The following is a 15,410-nucleotide window of genomic DNA, read 5'->3' as shown; positions in this document are numbered from 1 at the left end:
CTTTCTAATTAAGAGGGGATTTTGTATAGTACTCCCCTCTTTTTTATTTCCTATCTTAGGTTTTTCGATGGCAGAGACAGCAAAGAAACGAGACGTATCCGTTGAAGCATTGCGCTCAGCGCCGCATTCAATTGAGGCGGAGCAGTCGGTTTTAGGCGGGCTTATGCTCGACAACGACGCATGGGATCGTGTTTCCGGAAGTATTATTGCTGATGATTTCTACCATCGTGCTCACCGGCTAATATTTAAAGCGATGAACGAATTGGCTCAGCGCAGCCAACCAATGGACTTGGTCACGGTCTCTGAGCTATTGGAAAGCGGCGGCGAACTAGAACAGATTGGTGGCTTTGCCTATCTTGGTGAAATTGCCAAAAACACGCCTAGTGCCGCAAATATATTAGCTTACGCAAATATTGTGAGAGAGCGGGCCATTGTCCGGGACATGATAGGCGCCGCTAATGAAATCGTGGAAGCGGGCTATGATAACCAGGGTCGAACTAGCGCACAGTTATTAGACGAAGCTGAGACCAAAGTTTTACAGATTGCTGAAAAACGTGTCAGCTCCAGTGAAGGGCCCCAGGGTATTAATCAAATTCTGGAGCGAACCGTTAGCAAAATAGAGCAGCTGAGTAAGCTTAAGAATAACAATGGCGTTACCGGTGTATCGACTGGCTTCACAGATCTAGATCAAATGACAGCCGGTTTGCAGCCTTCAGACTTAGTCATTGTTGCTGCGCGCCCATCAATGGGTAAAACCACCTTTGCGATGAACTTGGCTGAAAACATAGCGCTTAATGATGACAAACCGGTCTTAGTTTTTAGCTTAGAAATGCCGGCTGAACAGTTGATGATGCGTATGCTGGCGTCATTAAGCCGTGTCGATCAGAATAAGGTTCGTACTGGCAAACTAGAAGATGATGATTGGGCTCGAATCGCATCCGTGATGAACATGCTAAACGACAGAAACAATATCTATATCGATGACTCGTCAGGCCTTACGCCGAACGAGGTTCGTTCTCGTGCGAGACGGGTTTATCGAGAGCACAAAGGTATTTCGATGATTATGGTGGATTACCTTCAGTTAATGACGGTGCCCGGGATGTCTGAAAACCGAACGTTGGAAATTGCGGAGATATCACGCTCATTAAAGTCGCTTGCTAAAGAACTTAAGGTTCCGGTTGTTGCGCTATCGCAGCTAAACCGCTCACTTGAGCAACGCTCAGATAAACGCCCTGTGAACTCGGACTTGCGTGAATCCGGCTCAATAGAGCAGGACGCGGACGTGATCATGTTTATTTACCGGGACGAAGTTTACCACCCGGATTCAGCTGAAAAAGGAATGGCCGAGATTATTATCGGTAAACAACGTAATGGGCCTATTGGTAAGGTAGACTTGAAGTTCCACGGGCACTTATCCAGGTTCGATAATTATGCCCGTGCAGCAGACGACCGTTACTAGCCGCCGGTTTCAATCATTTGATTTTGTCGAAGCAAATCTCGATGTAGGCTTTGCCCGCAACATGGTTGAACGGCATTATAAGTTTAGAGCCTTCTGACTTATGTGAAATGGTATGGTCTTTCCCTGATACAACGATTGGGGTGGCCATATCAAAGTCGTAGCCATTTTCACCTAACGTCTTCTTGGCGCCCCCTGTAACCATATTGGTAATTTCACCAACCATGTCACAGACATCTTCGTTAATGCTATCAGGTAATTCACCAAGCATTTTATTCATAATTTCACAAGCAAGGTTCTCTTCAAAAGAAATAGAAAATGACCCTTTTATTTGAGGACCTACCATGCCGATAATCCCGGATACATCGCCACGAGCATACTCGTCCTTCTTTAACTGAGCTTTGCCTGGTTTCAATTCCATTTGTGCCATCATCGACAAGACATTTTGCAACGCTTGAAGAAATGGGTTTACAAACTCGGCATTCATTATTTAATCCTTACTCTCTTTCTGGCAGTTGATAATATCAGTTCTGTTTTCATCCGTTAATATCAGACTGCGGTTTCCGTATTCATCAACAATGTTGATAGTATTGACTTGTGCGGAAAAAGTGTCGAATAACAGGGTATTAGAAACCTCCCAACCGCATAAATTTTTTTGTTCAGGAAGCTCTTGGTAGACCCATATTTTCTGATAGTCAGCCTCAAAACCAACCCATGTCAGGTTCACCTTTTCGCCATCAACATTTTTGATTGAAAAATTATCGGTAACCCAGCGCTTTAAAACCGCTTCCGCATTGTCTTTATCAAGGCTAAAGCGTTCGCCCGCAAGCTTGCTTAACGCGTGTTGAACATCATGTAACGTATACTGGTGAATAAACTCTACAGCACCTGTATTTTGGTTACTGCTTATTTCAGTCAGTCCGAAAAAATAACGGTGTGCCAACGCCGGAAGCGTCAGCACAACACCTAGTAAAGCAATAAAGACTTTAGCTTTCATCGTCAGACTTCAACTTTTCGTCGTAACGCTCCATCAAACTGTCTTTACGGTCATCGCGCTTAAACAGTTCAATTCTTGACGGAATGGCACGTGCAGGCCAGTAGTTATTCGTTGTATCAACGTCAGCAGTTTCCCAGTTAGGGTCAACGACAACCTGAGTTAAGGTTTTATCGCGTATTAATAACTTGCTTACTTGCTCTGGTGAACGTCGCCATATTTCTGCTGGAATGCGAACATGCTCTTTGCTGCCGTCCTCATAGTGTAGATCGAGCAAAATAGGCATGACTAAACCACCTTGGTTTGAAAAGTCGAGAACATAGAAATTACTGCCATTTTTTAGCATTTCTTTTTGTTCGTCACTTAACCCTTTTAATAGCTCACTGTATTCATTTCTGTCGGCATTAGTGACGGTAAACTCGTCGTGCTCATTATAGAAATCGGCTAAGTGAGGTTGCTGATGTATTTTATAATTAACATCGGCGTTGCGCTTAGTGGTTAACGACGTCGGCTCCTGTTCTTTTTGCTCTTGCTGCCAAGCTTTCTCTATTTCCGGATCTTGCGTGTTGATGGTTAGCAAGTGAACGTTGTCTAAGGCTATATCAACATGATCGGTTGAGTAGAACCAGCCTCTCCAGAACCAGTCCAGATCAACACCAGATGCATCTTCAAGTGTGCGGAATAAATCTTCTGGTGTAGGACGTTTAAACTTCCAGCGGTAGGCATATTCACGGAAAGCGAAGTCGAACAATTCTCGTCCAACAATGGTTTCACGTAAAATATTAAGTGCCGTCGCAGGTTTACCATAGGCGTTGTTGCCAAACTGGAGGATAGACTCTGAGTTCGTCATAATCGGCATTTGGTTAGCGCTTGCCATATAACTCGTTATGTTACGAGGTTCACCGCGCCACGAAGGATAATCTTTTTCCCATTTTTGCTCGGCTAAGAACTGTAGGTAGGTATTAATTCCTTCGTCCATCCAGGTCCACTGACGCTCGTCAGTGTTAACGATCATTGGGAAATAAATATGGCCAATCTCGTGGATGATGACTGAAATCAGACCGTACTTTGTGCGCTCCGAGTAGTACTTATTGCCAGTGTCTTCATCCACGTAAGGGCGAGGTCCATTGAAGGTGATCATTGGGTATTCCATACCACCAACAGGCCCGTTCACAGAAATAGCGACTGGGTATGGATAGTCGAAGCTATAGTCGTTGTAGTGCTCAATGGTGTGAATAATTGAGGCCGTTGAATAGCGCTCCCAAAGTGGATTACCTTCTGCCGGATAAAATGACATTGCTAAAACATCAGTGTCATTTTTCTTATAGCCTTGCGCATCCCAAATGAATTTGCGAGAAGAGGCCCAGGCAAAGTCACGCACTTTGTCCGCTTCGAAGATCCAGGTTTTGGTATCGTTCGTGCCTTCCTTTTCATTTTCCAGCGCTTCGTCTTGAGTAACGATTTTTACTGGCTCATCGGAACTGCGAGCAACTTCCAGGCGCTGCCGTTGCGTTGATGTCAATACATCTTTGGGGTTTTGCAGTACGCCTGTTGAAGCAACGATATGGTCAGCAGGAACGGTGATTTCGACGCGGTAGTCGCCAAACTCTAATGCGAATTCACCATTGCCAATGAACTGCTTATTCTGCCAGCCCTCAACATCGTAGTAAGCGGCCATGCGAGGGAACCACTGTGCCATTTCATACAGGTAATTACCATCGTCCTCGAAGTATTCGTAACCGCCACGACCGCCGAGTACGTCCGCTTCAATAATGTTAAAAGCCCAATTAATATTAAAAGTAACGCTTTCACCACTTTCTAGTGGCTCATCTAAGTCCAAACGGAGCATAGTGTCGTTGACGTAATGGGCCAGCGGATCGCCGTTGTCATAGCTAATTTCTGTCAACTCGTAACCAGCCGGGAAGCTCTCTTGTGTCATCATACTTTCCATACGGGAAAAGCTGATGCGCTCCGGTTTACTGGTACTGTCTGATTGCGGACCTATAGAGTCTTTGCGGAATCGGTTTTGATCCAGTTGAACCCACAAATAGCGCAAAGTATCAGGTGAGTTATTGGTGTAAGTGATAGTACTTTGTGCGGTAATGCTTTGGTTTTCATCATCAAGCTGCACCTTGATATGATAGTCAGCTTCTTGCTGCCAGTATTCATGTCCAGGAGCGCCTGAAGCGGTTCGGTAAACATTAGGGCTGCGAAACTTGTCGTCATTGAGTTGACGAAACTTGTCTTCAAATGCCTGGGCATGGCTTGCTTGGCTGGTAGCCAATAAAACCGTTGCTGTTAACGCATAATTATATAACTTCATAGTAAAGACCTGTTTAGTTTTTATTCTAATGGCATTTCGTGCACAAGCCATGTGCTTCAATGGTTTGTTGTTCAACTTTAAAGCCTTGAGCTTCAGCTTGGTGCTTTAGCTCGTCGTAAACTCCTTCCGATTGAATCTCCTGAACATCGCCGCAGGAATCACAAATAAGCATTTGTACGGGGTGTTGATGATCGAAATGAGTACACAGCACAAAGCTGTTAGAAGAGGTTATTTTATGAACAAAGCCTTGTTCCTGGAGAAAGTCCAGTGCCCTGTAAATAGTAGGCGGCTTAGCGTTTGGCATCACTTCCCGAAGCTCATCGAGTAGGTCATAAGCGCCAATTGATCCGGAGTGCTCAGCTAAAATAGCGAAAACCTCACGTCGGGCGGTGGTTAGCCTTGCTCCTCGTTTTTGACAAAGAACTTCAGCTTTTCGAATTAGTCGTTGTGCTTCTTGACGAGTCATTAGCCTGAATATTTAAAAAAAGTTAACGCCATTGTAGTGAGTTTTGACGTTAAGTGAAAGGCTTTTGCTATAAGCCGCAAGAGGCTTGAGACATCTCAATTTCGATGCTGATAAACACACATCTTTACGGTAGAATATTGCGCTTCGTAAAGTAGTGACAAATAAGGAATACAGGCAGTGGCAAAAACATACAATTACCAATTATCCGTAGCCCCGATGCTGGATTGGACCGATCGCCACTGCCGGTACTTTCATCGTCTGCTGACGAAGGAAACGCTGCTTTATACCGAAATGGTTACGACCGGTGCCATTATCCATGGTAGTCAAGACTTTCTGGAGTATAACGAAGAGGAGCATCCGGTCGCTTTGCAATTAGGCGGCTCTCGGCCTGCAGACATGGCAAAGTGCGCGGCATTAGCCCAGGAACGCGGTTATGACGAAATTAATATCAATGTCGGATGTCCGTCGGACCGTGTTCAAAATGGTAGCTTTGGGGCTTGTTTAATGGCCGAGCCGAAGATCGTTGCAGAATGCGTGAAAGCAATGAAGCAAGTGGTCGACATTCCGGTAACTGTCAAAACTCGCTTAGGTATTGATGAGCATGACAGCGATGACTTTCTATATGCGTTTACGGACACGGTTGTAGAAGCCGGAGCAGATCAACTCACCTTGCATGCCCGAAAAGCCTGGCTTCAGGGGTTAAGTCCCAAAGAGAATAGGGACATTCCTGAGCTACAATATGATCGGGTGTATAAAGCACAGGAACGCTATAAAAACTTACCGGTGGCAATTAATGGCGGTATCACAACCGCCGAAGCGATAACCCAACATTTGCAACAAGTGCATGGCGTTATGGTAGGTAGGGCCGCCTATCAGAACCCTTGGTTGCTAACGACGTTCGACGCGCTTATCGGTAAACAAGCGCATTCATTGACGCGAGAAGACGTCGTCGACACGATGATCCCATATGTGAATCAACACATAGCCAATGGCGGTAGAGCATGGCATGTGGTTAGACACATGCTGGGTCTGTTTCAGGGGCTTCCGGGTGGTAAACGCTGGCGTCAGTATTTGAGCGTTAAAGGGCCTAAAGCGCAAAGTGGAGAATCACTTTTAAACGGCGCGTTAGATTTCAAAAATGATCATAGAAAGACGATGAGCGAGTTAATGACGTAAATCGCTCACACCTTTATAAAAAACTCACCAAAAAGTGGTCTATTTCACCACCGGAGATTAACGTTACTTGCATGGAAATGTAATAAATCTAAATTTTTCATAGTGTTATGGTTTTGGCATAACCTTTGAATTACTTATAGCGACTTAACTAACGCAATGACTAATTCAAAGGAGAAAATCATGAAAGCGTTAATTATCGGTGCAGTCAGCGGTGTTATGTTGTTCAGTTCATCTGCTTTTGCTTCAGACAAGCAAGAAACATCTCTTTCGGAAGAGATACAAGCCCAAGTCACGCAAATGACAATTGAAGGTCTTCAGTTGATTAAGGAAACCGCAGTGTCATCTATGCAAGACTGGGCCTCAGAAGCGCTTTCTTTCGAAGTAGCAGCTGCAGAGCCAGCTAAAAGCGAGCAATTAAAAGATACTAAAGCTAAGCAAGTCCAGTAAGGTGACATATGATTATCTTTGAGCCTTGGTGGGTTGGCTGGCTAGCAGCTCCAGTAATAGGGACGTTAGTTATCGGAGCTGCAATGGGATTGAGCGCATCAATGATGCGACAAGGATAGACTTTTGCTAATCTGCGTATATCTCTAAAAACAATAATGAGGAATACGCATGTTAAAGTCATTACTTGCTGCATCCGTTTTGGTTGCTGTAACGGGTTGTGCAACCGCCAGCCAATCATCATCTAACGAACAAGAAACGCAATATCAGGCTTCTGAAAAAGCGATTGATTTGGCACATGAGTATTTGCTTATTGATACTCATATTGATGTTCCGTATCGCATCCGTGACAAATGGGACGATGTATCCGTTGCGACCGAAGACGGTGATTTCGATTACCCACGAGCGGTAGAAGGGGGACTCGATGCGCCATTTATGTCCATTTATATACCGGCATCTTATGAAGAGAGTGGTGGCAGTATTCAGTTGGCGCATGAACTAATAGACGGTATGGAAGCTTTGGTCGCTCGTGCGCCGGACAAGTTTGCGATGGCATACAGCACAGAAGATATTCGTGAAAACAAAGAAAAAGGTCTAATGTCGATAGCGCTCGGGATGGAGAACGGAACCCCTATCGAAGGTGAGCTCGATAACCTGCACATGTTCTACGAGCGCGGTATTCGCTATATTACTCTAGCGCACTCGTTATCAAATCATATTTCTGACTCCTCCTATGATATTCGTCGTAAATGGAACGGTCTCAGCCCTTTCGGCAAAAAGCTGGTAAAGGAAATGAATAAAGTCGGCGTCATGGTCGATGTGTCTCACATTTCTGATGAAGCATTCTATCAGGCAGTTGAAATTAGTGATGTACCAGTCATTGCTTCTCATTCATCGTTACGTAAGTACACGCCTGGCTTCGAACGAAATATGAGCGATGATATGCTAAAAGCTTTGGCAGAGAACGAAGGGGTCATTCAAATTAACTTTGGCTCGTCATTTTTGGCGAAGCAGGCTAATCGTTACCGCGACATGATGAAAAAGCGTATCAACGCAGTAAAAGAGCAATTCGGAGAAGACAGTGAGGAAGCGAAGCGTCGCATCGCCGAGATTGAAGCAAATAACCCGTATCCGTATGCAACACTGGAAACTGTCTTAGACCATATCGATCATGTAAAAGAGCTGATCGGCGTCGAGCATATTGGTATTGGTTCAGATTATGACGGCGTTGGAGATTCATTACCGGTTGGGCTAAAGGATGTTTCCGATTACCCAAACCTGGTTCAGGGATTGCTCGACCGAGGTTACTCTGAAAAAGAAATTCAGATGATTCTGGGCGAAAACTTAATGCGTGTCTGGAAGTCTGTCGAAGACTACGCCGAGGCGCACTAATTAAGAGCTTTTAAGCCTTGACAAAAGGCCGCGAATCCGTATAATTCGCGGCCACTCCATGAATTTTAAGCGCAAGCTTATTATTTATTGGGGTTCGACAACAGTCCCGATTGGGGACTGAACGGTTGACGTAGAATATCGCACCCCCGGTATGTGCCAGGGAGGTTGCGATTTTCTGTGCTCTTTTTTAAATGCTCTTTTTATTGAGGCTTTGATTTATTTATGGCTAATCAAAGAATTCGGATTCGTTTGAAAGCGTTCGATCACCGTCTGATCGACCAGTCAACTGCAGAGATCGTAGAAACTGCAAAACGCACTGGTGCTCAGGTACGTGGTCCTATCCCACTGCCAACACGGAAAGAACGCTTCACCGTGCTGATTTCTCCACACGTGAATAAAGACGCGCGTGACCAGTACGAAATCCGCACCCACAAGCGTCTGATTGACATCATGGACCCAACTGACAAAACCGTAGACGCGCTTATGCGTTTAGATTTGGCAGCTGGTGTTGATGTACAAATCAGCTTGGGTTAAGTGGGCAGTAATAGGATTACACACGAGAGGTTTTAACAATGGCTATAGGTCTAGTCGGTCGTAAAGTAGGAATGACGCGTGTCTTCCAGGAAGACGGCGCTTCTGTTCCTGTTACTGTGATCGAAGTGCTGGCGAACCGTGTGACTCAGGTTAAATCTGAGGACACAGACGGTTATCGTGCCCTTCAAGTGACCACAGGCGAGAAGAAAGCAAGCCGTGTAACCAAGCCTTTAGCAGGTCATTACGCTAAAGCTGGTACAGAGGCAGGTCGTGGTCTTTGGGAATTCCGCCTGGAAAATGGCGAAGGCGAAGACTACGCAGTTGGTGCAGAGCTGACTGTTGAAGTTTTGGCAGAAGTTAAGAAAGTAGACGTTACTGGTACCTCTAAAGGTAAAGGTTTTGCTGGTGCTGTTAAGCGCTGGAATTTCCGTACGCAAGACGCTACTCACGGTAACTCATTGGCTCACCGTGCGCCGGGTTCAATCGGTCAAAACCAGTCGCCTGGTAAAGTATTCAAAGGCAAGAAAATGGCTGGCCAAATGGGTAATGAACAAGTCACTACGCAATCACTTGAACTTGTTCGAGTCGATGCCGAGCGCAACCTTTTATTAATCAAAGGTGCGGTACCGGGAGCTACCGGTGGTGATGTTATCGTTAAACCTGCGGTCAAGGCATAACGTCTGAGGAGAATAGTGATGGAATTAACATTGAAAGACGCAAAAGGCGCTCTTGAGGTTTCCGAAGCTACCTTTGGACGTGAGTTTAATGAAGCCCTTGTCCATCAAGTAGTTGTAGCATACGCTGCAGGTGCTCGTCAGGGCACTAAAGCTCAGAAAACTCGTTCTGAAGTAGCAGGCGGCGGTAAGAAACCTTGGCGTCAAAAAGGCACGGGTCGTGCTCGTGCGGGTACTATTCGTAGTCCAATTTGGCGTTCTGGTGGTGCAACGTTTGCGGCTAAACCGCAAAACCACAGCCAGAAAGTTAACAAGAAAATGTACCGTGGTGCGATTAAAAGCATCCTTTCTGAACTCATTCGCCAAGAGCGTTTGATTGTTGTTGAAAAATTTGGTGTTGAAGAGCCAAAGACTAAACAACTGGCTGCAAAGCTAAAAGAAATGGATATGAACGATGTGTTAATCGTAACCAAAGAAGTTGATGAGAACCTATTTTTAGCGTCTCGCAACTTGCATAAAGTAGACGTGCGTGACGTTCAGGGTATTGACCCTGTCAGTCTGATTGCTTTCGAAAAAGTATTGATGACTGCAGACGCCGTCAAGCAGCTTGAGGAGGTGTTATCATGATGCGCGAAGAACGTTTGCTTAATGTGATTGTAGCACCTCACGTTTCGGAAAAGTCGACAATGACTGCTGAAGACAACAACACGGTTGTATTCAAAGTGGCTGTTGATGCGACAAAAGCCGAAATCAAAGCAGCTGTCGAAAAACTTTTTGAAGTTGAAGTCAAAAACGTACGTACCGTCAACGTGAAGGGTAAAACCAAGCGTACCGGTTTCCGTTTCGGAAAACGTAGCGACTGGAAAAAAGCGTATGTTGCCTTGAAAGAAGGTGCTGACATTGACTTCGCTGGCGGCGCTGAGTAACAGGAGGAATAAACATGGCTGTAGTTAAAAGTAAGCCTACGTCTCCGGGTCAACGCCACAAGATAAAAGTCGTTGGTCAGGAACTGTATAAAGGCAAGCCTTACGCACCATTGCTGGAAAAGAACAGCAAATCTGGTGGTCGTAACAATAACGGTCGTATTACGGTTCGTCACATCGGCGGTGGTCATAAACACCACTACCGTATTGTCGACTTCAAACGTAATAAAGACGGCATTCCTGCAAAAGTGGAACGTATTGAATACGATCCGAACCGTTCAGCAAACATTGCTTTGGTTCTGTATGCAGACGGTGAACGCCGTTACATTTTAGCGCCTAAGAACTTGAACGTGGGTGACCGCATTCAATCTGGTTCAGATGCGCCTATCAAACCAGGTAACACTTTGCCAATGCGTAATATCCCAGTGGGTAGTGTTGTGCATGCTGTTGAGTTACAGCCTGGTAAAGGTGCGCAGATGGCTCGTTCAGCTGGTGCATATTGCCAAATTTTGGCGCGTGATGGTGCTTATGTAACCATTCGCCTGCGCTCTGGTGAAATGCGTCGTGTTCAAGCTGAAGGCCGCGCTACTCTTGGTGAAGTTGGTAACGCAGAACACATGCTGCGTCAATTGGGTAAAGCCGGTGCAAACCGCTGGCGTGGTATTCGTCCTACCGTACGTGGTGTGGCGATGAACCCAGTTGATCACCCACATGGTGGTGGTGAAGGCCGTACTTCTGGTGGTCGTCACCCTGTAAGTCCATGGGGCACGCCGACCAAGGGCTACAAAACCCGTAAGAACAAGCGTACTGATAAATTCATCGTACGTCGTCGCAACAAATAAGAGTTGAGGATTAAACATGCCACGTTCTCTTAAAAAAGGTCCATTTATTGACCTTCACCTGCTAAATAAGGTGGAGAAAGCGTTGGAAGCCGGGGATAAAAAGCCAATTAAAACTTGGTCCCGTCGTTCAATGATCATCCCTGATATGATCGGTTTGACTATCGCTGTTCACAACGGTCGTCAACACGTTCCGGTTTTCGTCTCAGACGAAATGATCGGTCATAAACTGGGCGAATTCGCACCAACCCGTACTTATCGCGGCCATGCTGCTGATAAGAAAGCGAAGAAACGGTAAGAGGTAGAGAGTGATGGAAGCAATTGCTAAACACCAGTTTGCCCGCGTTTCTGCTCAAAAGGGCCGTTTGGTCGCAGACCAAATCCGTGGACTTCCAGTAGAAAAAGCGCTGGATATCCTGGCATACAGCCCGAAAGCAGCTGCTGGCTTAATTAAGAAAGTTTTAGAGTCAGCAATCGCGAACGCGGAGCACAACGAAGGTGCGGACATCGATGAGCTGAAAGTTGCTAAGATCTTCTTAGACGAAGGTCCAACAATGAAGCGCATCAAGCCACGTGCGAAAGGCCGTGCCGATCGTATCTTTAAGCGCACCAGCCACATTACTGTGGTCGTGTCGGATAGCTAGGAGATAAATTATGGGTCAGAAAGTACATCCTAATGGTATTCGCCTAGGTATCTCCAGACCATGGAATGCAACCTGGTATGCGAATACAAATGAGTTTGCTGATAACCTACACAGTGACCATCAGGTACGTAAGTTCCTGACAAAAGAACTGCGTAACGCATCAGTATCTCGTATCGTAATTGAACGCCCAGCTAAGAGTGTTCGTGTGACTATTCACACTGCGCGTCCTGGCGTTGTTATCGGTAAGAAAGGTGAAGACGTAGAAAAGCTGCGTAAAGAAGTTCAGAAATTGACAGGCGCTCCGTCGCAAATCAATATCTCTGAAGTACGCAAGCCTGAACTGGATTCACAGCTTGTTGCTGACAACATTGCTGGTCAGTTAGAGCGTCGAGTTATGTTCCGTCGTGCAATGAAGCGTGCTGTACAGAACGCTATTCGCTTAGGTGCTAAAGGTATCAAAGTTGAAGTTAGCGGTCGTTTAGGCGGCGCAGAAATCGCACGTACTGAGTGGTATCGTGAAGGTCGTGTACCTCTGCATACATTACGTGCAGATATTGATTACTCGACTTCAGAAGCGAACACCACTTACGGTATCATCGGTGTGAAGGTCTGGATTTTCCGTGGCGAGGTTTTAGGTGGCCTGCCAACAGAAGAAAAGCCAGCTCCTAAGCGCGGCAAAAACCGTAAGTAAGGAGAGACGATATGTTACAACCTAAGCGTACAAAATTCCGTAAGGTTCACACAGGCCGCAACCGTGGTCTGGCGCAGTCTGGTAACAAAGTCAGCTTCGGTTCATACGGTTTAAAAGCAACTGACCGTGGTCGTATGACTGCACGTCAAATCGAAGCCGGCCGTCGTGCAATGACTCGTCACGTTAAGCGTCAGGGTAAAATCTGGATCCGCGTATTCCCAGACAAACCTATTACCAAAAAGCCTTTAGAAGTTCGTATGGGTAAAGGTAAAGGTAACGTTGAATACTGGGTTGCTCAGATTCAACCAGGTCGCGTTCTGTATGAAATGGACGGCGTTCCTGAAGAGTTGGCACGTGAAGCGTTCCGCCTGGCGGCACGTAAACTGCCTTTCAAAACAACCTTTGTGACTCGGACGGTAATGTGATGAAAGCAAGTGAACTGAAAGAAAAAACCGTTGAGCAGCTGCAAGAAGAATTGCTGAACCTACGTCGTGAGCAGTTTAATCTGCGCATGCAGGCGGCAACTGGTCAGCTGAATCAGACTCACATGATGAAACAAGTGCGTCGCAATATCGCACGTGTTAAAACCATCTTAAATGAGAAGGCAGGTGCGTAATGGCTGAAGAAAAACGTGTTCGTACTCTGCAGGGCAAAGTTGTCAGCGATAAGATGGATAAAACCATCACTGTAGCTGTTGAACGTCGTGTAAAACACCCTGTTTATGGGAAGTACATCACGCGTACAACTAAGGTACACGCGCATGACGAAGACAACCAAGTTAAACAGGGCGATACCGTGATTGTTCGCGAATGTCGTCCTCTGTCTAAGAATAAATCTTGGACATTGGTTGAAATTGTAGAGCGTGCAACTGTTGTCTAAACGCAGATAACGAAGTAGAAAATAAAAAGGCCTCCCTTGCGGAGGCCTTTTTTTTGATCTAAACCTTTACTTAGTAAGTACAAATATCTGAATTTAAAATAGAATTATTTCAGATAAATAGCGTAGTCATTACGCCTTACCTGTAAGGAGACATGTATGTCTAAAAGTCTTTTCTTAGCCGCAACTATGCTTGCTGCGTCTCCGGTGCTTGCAGCTCCGCAAGATGGAGGCTCCGTCAAAGATGAAATTCAAGCACTAAAAGAGCGCCTCGCTGAGCTTGAAAAGCGTTTGGCAGAAAAGGAGCAGGAGGAAAAAGAAAAACTCGTTGTTGTTGAAAAACGCGAAGTGAATAAAGATACAGCAGCAAAAGAAACAACAAGGACTCGTACCGTCGCCTATGATACAGGCGTTCAAGCTCGCTTAGATAAACTTGAGAAAAAAACGGAAGAGAATGAAAACTGGCCGATTAAAATTCATGGTGCGGTACGTTTCCAATATGAATATAACGACTATAACTCGGGCAATGAAAATCGTGGCGGTGACTTAGATTTTGATATCTTCCGTCTTAACTTCGACGGCGAAATTGGTGACGTGATTCTATCTGCTGAGTACCGCTGGTTCCATTATATGGATGTGGTTAAGCATGCGTGGTTCGGTTACAACTTCACTGACAACTGGCAAGGCCAGGTGGGTGTGGTGAAAGTGCCTTTTGGCAATATGCCTTATAACTCCCACAGCTATTTCTTTAATTCTACCTTTTACGTTGGTTTAGAAGACGAACACGACAACGGTGTTCGTTTACGCTACCGTAGCGACGACTGGCACTTTGATATTGCTTATCACAAGTCAGACGAGCAAGGTGGTGTTGATGGTTCTACCAGCGACCGTACAGCTCGTTATAACTATGACACGGTAGGTATTCGCGCACCCGGACAAGGAGCTTATGACACGCCGGCGTTGCCAATCGGTGAGAGTAATAGTTATGCATTGCGTGGCGCACATATCTTCACCTTTAGTGATGACCATAATTTAGAACTTGGTTTATCAGCGCAAGGTAACAATTATTACTCCGGAAGTGCGGCGGATGGCTTCTCTGCTTTACAGCAATTCGAAAACCAAAATGTGGGTAATCGTTTCGCGTGGGGAGCGCACGGTAACTACAATAACGGTCCGTGGAATGTACAGCTCCAGTATGCAGATTATGAGTATGACTTAGATGTTGAGAACACAGGCGTTTATATGGGGGCTTACGCCTATTACGACGCAATTCCAACTGAGGCGAAGATCTACACTGGTAACGTTGCGTACACATTACCGGTAGAAATAGGACCAATTACCAGCCTGACATTCTACAATGACCATAGCATTATTACTGATAAAGCAGGTTATCAAGAAGATACTTGGATGAATGTATTAGGCGTAGCTGTTGCAGCCGGCGGTGGTTTCTATACGTATGTAGACTTCGTTAGAGCAAAAAACCAACCATTTATTGGCGGCAATATAGCTACAGATAGCGGTGAGGTTAATAACCGATTCAATATCAACTTTGGTTATTACTTCTAAGAGAAACCAACGTTAAGAAACAAAAACCGACTCTCAGGAGTCGGTTTTTTCATGCTCGTAGGCATCACCTTCTTTGCGAAGGTCTCTGGTTTTATGGAACATTCTAAGCTCAGTATGTAAAGCTGCCTTGGCCATTATATGAGCACTAATAGGTGCCGTTAAGAATAGAAAAATCGCAATGAGTAGTTCACTCAAAGACAGTCCATTTTGCAGGCTCATTACAATAATTGTGGCGATAACAATACCACCGATACCGAGGGTCGTATTTTTGGTTGGTGCATGAAGTCGCGTAAAAAAGTCGGGCAGAATCGCGAGTCCTAAAGAGCCGATAAACGCAAAAACAGCGCCCAGTAGAATAAAGAAGCCGACTAGCCATTGACTCCATACAGGTAATTCGTTTAACGCATCCATA

At 45.5% G+C, this 15,410-nt stretch carries 21 protein-coding genes; 16 read left to right on the top strand and 5 right to left on the bottom strand.

What is annotated here, in order from left to right; all coding sequences use genetic code 11:
* Nucleotides 1-67: 67 nt before the first annotated feature.
* Nucleotides 68-1,459, top strand: coding sequence for a replicative DNA helicase (dnaB, locus tag EST55_RS07545; RefSeq protein ID WP_100691655.1), 1,392 nt, complete (start codon nucleotides 68-70; stop codon nucleotides 1,457-1,459).
* 13 nt (nucleotides 1,460-1,472) lie between these two features.
* Here dnaB and EST55_RS07540 read toward each other — a convergent pair whose 3' ends face one another.
* From EST55_RS07540 to zur, 4 genes are read right to left on the bottom strand one after another with little or no spacing between them, the layout of a single operon-like run.
* On the bottom strand, nucleotides 1,473-1,943 hold the full coding sequence (locus EST55_RS07540; protein WP_100691656.1) for a chemotaxis protein CheX: 471 nt from the start codon (nucleotides 1,941-1,943) through the stop codon (nucleotides 1,473-1,475).
* A 3-nt stretch (nucleotides 1,944-1,946) separates the two neighbouring features.
* Entirely contained in the window at nucleotides 1,947-2,453 is a 507-nt protein-coding gene (locus EST55_RS07535; protein ID WP_100691657.1) for a DUF6702 family protein, read from the bottom strand.
* Nucleotides 2,443-4,773 (bottom strand): M1 family metallopeptidase, encoded by a 2,331-nt coding sequence (locus EST55_RS07530; protein ID WP_100691658.1) that lies wholly within the window; start codon nucleotides 4,771-4,773, stop codon nucleotides 2,443-2,445. The genes EST55_RS07535 and EST55_RS07530 overlap by 11 nt, the downstream gene beginning before the upstream one ends.
* Before the next feature lie 25 nt (nucleotides 4,774-4,798).
* Nucleotides 4,799-5,239, bottom strand: coding sequence for a zinc uptake transcriptional repressor Zur (gene zur, locus EST55_RS07525; protein WP_088767689.1), 441 nt, complete (start codon nucleotides 5,237-5,239; stop codon nucleotides 4,799-4,801).
* A gap of 177 nt (nucleotides 5,240-5,416) precedes the next feature.
* On the opposite strand from zur, the gene dusA reads away from it, so the two are divergent.
* The 15 genes from dusA to EST55_RS07450 all read left to right on the top strand — a co-directional run bounded on the left by dusA (nucleotide 5,417) and on the right by EST55_RS07450 (nucleotide 14,998).
* A complete protein-coding gene (dusA, locus tag EST55_RS07520; protein ID WP_100691659.1) occupies nucleotides 5,417-6,415 on the top strand; it encodes a tRNA dihydrouridine(20/20a) synthase DusA in 999 nt (332 codons plus the stop codon).
* Between the two features lie 180 nt (nucleotides 6,416-6,595).
* A complete protein-coding gene (locus EST55_RS07515; RefSeq protein WP_129497032.1) occupies nucleotides 6,596-6,862 on the top strand; it encodes a hypothetical protein in 267 nt (88 codons plus the stop codon).
* Between the two features lie 168 nt (nucleotides 6,863-7,030).
* Nucleotides 7,031-8,251 carry a dipeptidase gene (locus tag EST55_RS07510; RefSeq protein ID WP_129497031.1) on the top strand — a complete coding sequence of 407 codons (1,221 nt, stop codon included), beginning with the start codon at nucleotides 7,031-7,033 and terminating at the stop codon, nucleotides 8,249-8,251.
* Between the two features lie 222 nt (nucleotides 8,252-8,473).
* Entirely contained in the window at nucleotides 8,474-8,785 is a 312-nt protein-coding gene (rpsJ, locus tag EST55_RS07505) for a 30S ribosomal protein S10 (RefSeq protein ID WP_008488677.1), read from the top strand.
* 38 nt (nucleotides 8,786-8,823) lie between these two features.
* Nucleotides 8,824-9,462, top strand: coding sequence for a 50S ribosomal protein L3 (rplC, locus tag EST55_RS07500; protein ID WP_088767693.1), 639 nt, complete (start codon nucleotides 8,824-8,826; stop codon nucleotides 9,460-9,462).
* Nucleotides 9,463-9,480: 18 nt separating this feature from the next.
* Complete coding sequence (gene rplD, locus EST55_RS07495; RefSeq protein WP_100691662.1) at nucleotides 9,481-10,086, top strand: 50S ribosomal protein L4; 606 nt, start codon at nucleotides 9,481-9,483, stop codon at nucleotides 10,084-10,086.
* On the top strand, nucleotides 10,083-10,385 hold the full coding sequence (gene rplW, locus EST55_RS07490; protein WP_088767695.1) for a 50S ribosomal protein L23: 303 nt from the start codon (nucleotides 10,083-10,085) through the stop codon (nucleotides 10,383-10,385). The genes rplD and rplW overlap by 4 nt, the downstream gene beginning before the upstream one ends.
* Before the next feature lie 14 nt (nucleotides 10,386-10,399).
* Nucleotides 10,400-11,224, top strand: a complete 825-nt coding sequence (gene rplB, locus EST55_RS07485; RefSeq protein WP_088767696.1) for a 50S ribosomal protein L2 — start codon at nucleotides 10,400-10,402, stop codon at nucleotides 11,222-11,224.
* A 16-nt stretch (nucleotides 11,225-11,240) separates the two neighbouring features.
* Nucleotides 11,241-11,519, top strand: coding sequence for a 30S ribosomal protein S19 (gene rpsS / locus EST55_RS07480; RefSeq protein ID WP_026860408.1), 279 nt, complete (start codon nucleotides 11,241-11,243; stop codon nucleotides 11,517-11,519).
* A 13-nt stretch (nucleotides 11,520-11,532) separates the two neighbouring features.
* On the top strand, nucleotides 11,533-11,865 hold the full coding sequence (gene rplV / locus EST55_RS07475; protein ID WP_053954203.1) for a 50S ribosomal protein L22: 333 nt from the start codon (nucleotides 11,533-11,535) through the stop codon (nucleotides 11,863-11,865).
* Between the two features lie 10 nt (nucleotides 11,866-11,875).
* Nucleotides 11,876-12,556: a 30S ribosomal protein S3 gene (rpsC, locus tag EST55_RS07470; protein ID WP_088767697.1), complete on the top strand. Its 681-nt coding sequence runs from the start codon at nucleotides 11,876-11,878 to the stop codon at nucleotides 12,554-12,556.
* A gap of 11 nt (nucleotides 12,557-12,567) precedes the next feature.
* On the top strand, nucleotides 12,568-12,981 hold the full coding sequence (gene rplP, locus EST55_RS07465; RefSeq protein WP_053954205.1) for a 50S ribosomal protein L16: 414 nt from the start codon (nucleotides 12,568-12,570) through the stop codon (nucleotides 12,979-12,981).
* Complete coding sequence (rpmC, locus tag EST55_RS07460) at nucleotides 12,981-13,172, top strand: 50S ribosomal protein L29 (RefSeq protein WP_053954206.1); 192 nt, start codon at nucleotides 12,981-12,983, stop codon at nucleotides 13,170-13,172. Before rplP ends, rpmC begins: the two co-directional genes overlap by 1 nt.
* Nucleotides 13,172-13,435: a 30S ribosomal protein S17 gene (rpsQ, locus tag EST55_RS07455; RefSeq protein WP_058576141.1), complete on the top strand. Its 264-nt coding sequence runs from the start codon at nucleotides 13,172-13,174 to the stop codon at nucleotides 13,433-13,435. Before rpmC ends, rpsQ begins: the two co-directional genes overlap by 1 nt.
* Before the next feature lie 156 nt (nucleotides 13,436-13,591).
* On the top strand, nucleotides 13,592-14,998 hold the full coding sequence (locus EST55_RS07450; protein WP_100691663.1) for a hypothetical protein: 1,407 nt from the start codon (nucleotides 13,592-13,594) through the stop codon (nucleotides 14,996-14,998).
* A gap of 33 nt (nucleotides 14,999-15,031) precedes the next feature.
* Here the strand turns inward: EST55_RS07450 and EST55_RS07445 are convergent, their stop codons facing one another.
* The gene (locus EST55_RS07445) at nucleotides 15,032-15,409 is read right to left on the bottom strand and encodes a Na+/H+ antiporter subunit G (RefSeq protein ID WP_100691664.1); all 378 of its coding nucleotides are present in this window, start codon (nucleotides 15,407-15,409) and stop codon (nucleotides 15,032-15,034) included.
* Between the last annotated feature and the right edge of the window lies 1 nt (nucleotide 15,410).

The organism is Idiomarina sp. 29L (assembly GCF_004123135.1).
Lineage (GTDB): Bacteria > Pseudomonadota > Gammaproteobacteria > Enterobacterales > Alteromonadaceae > Idiomarina.
This window is presented reverse-complemented; position numbering and strand designations above follow the sequence as displayed.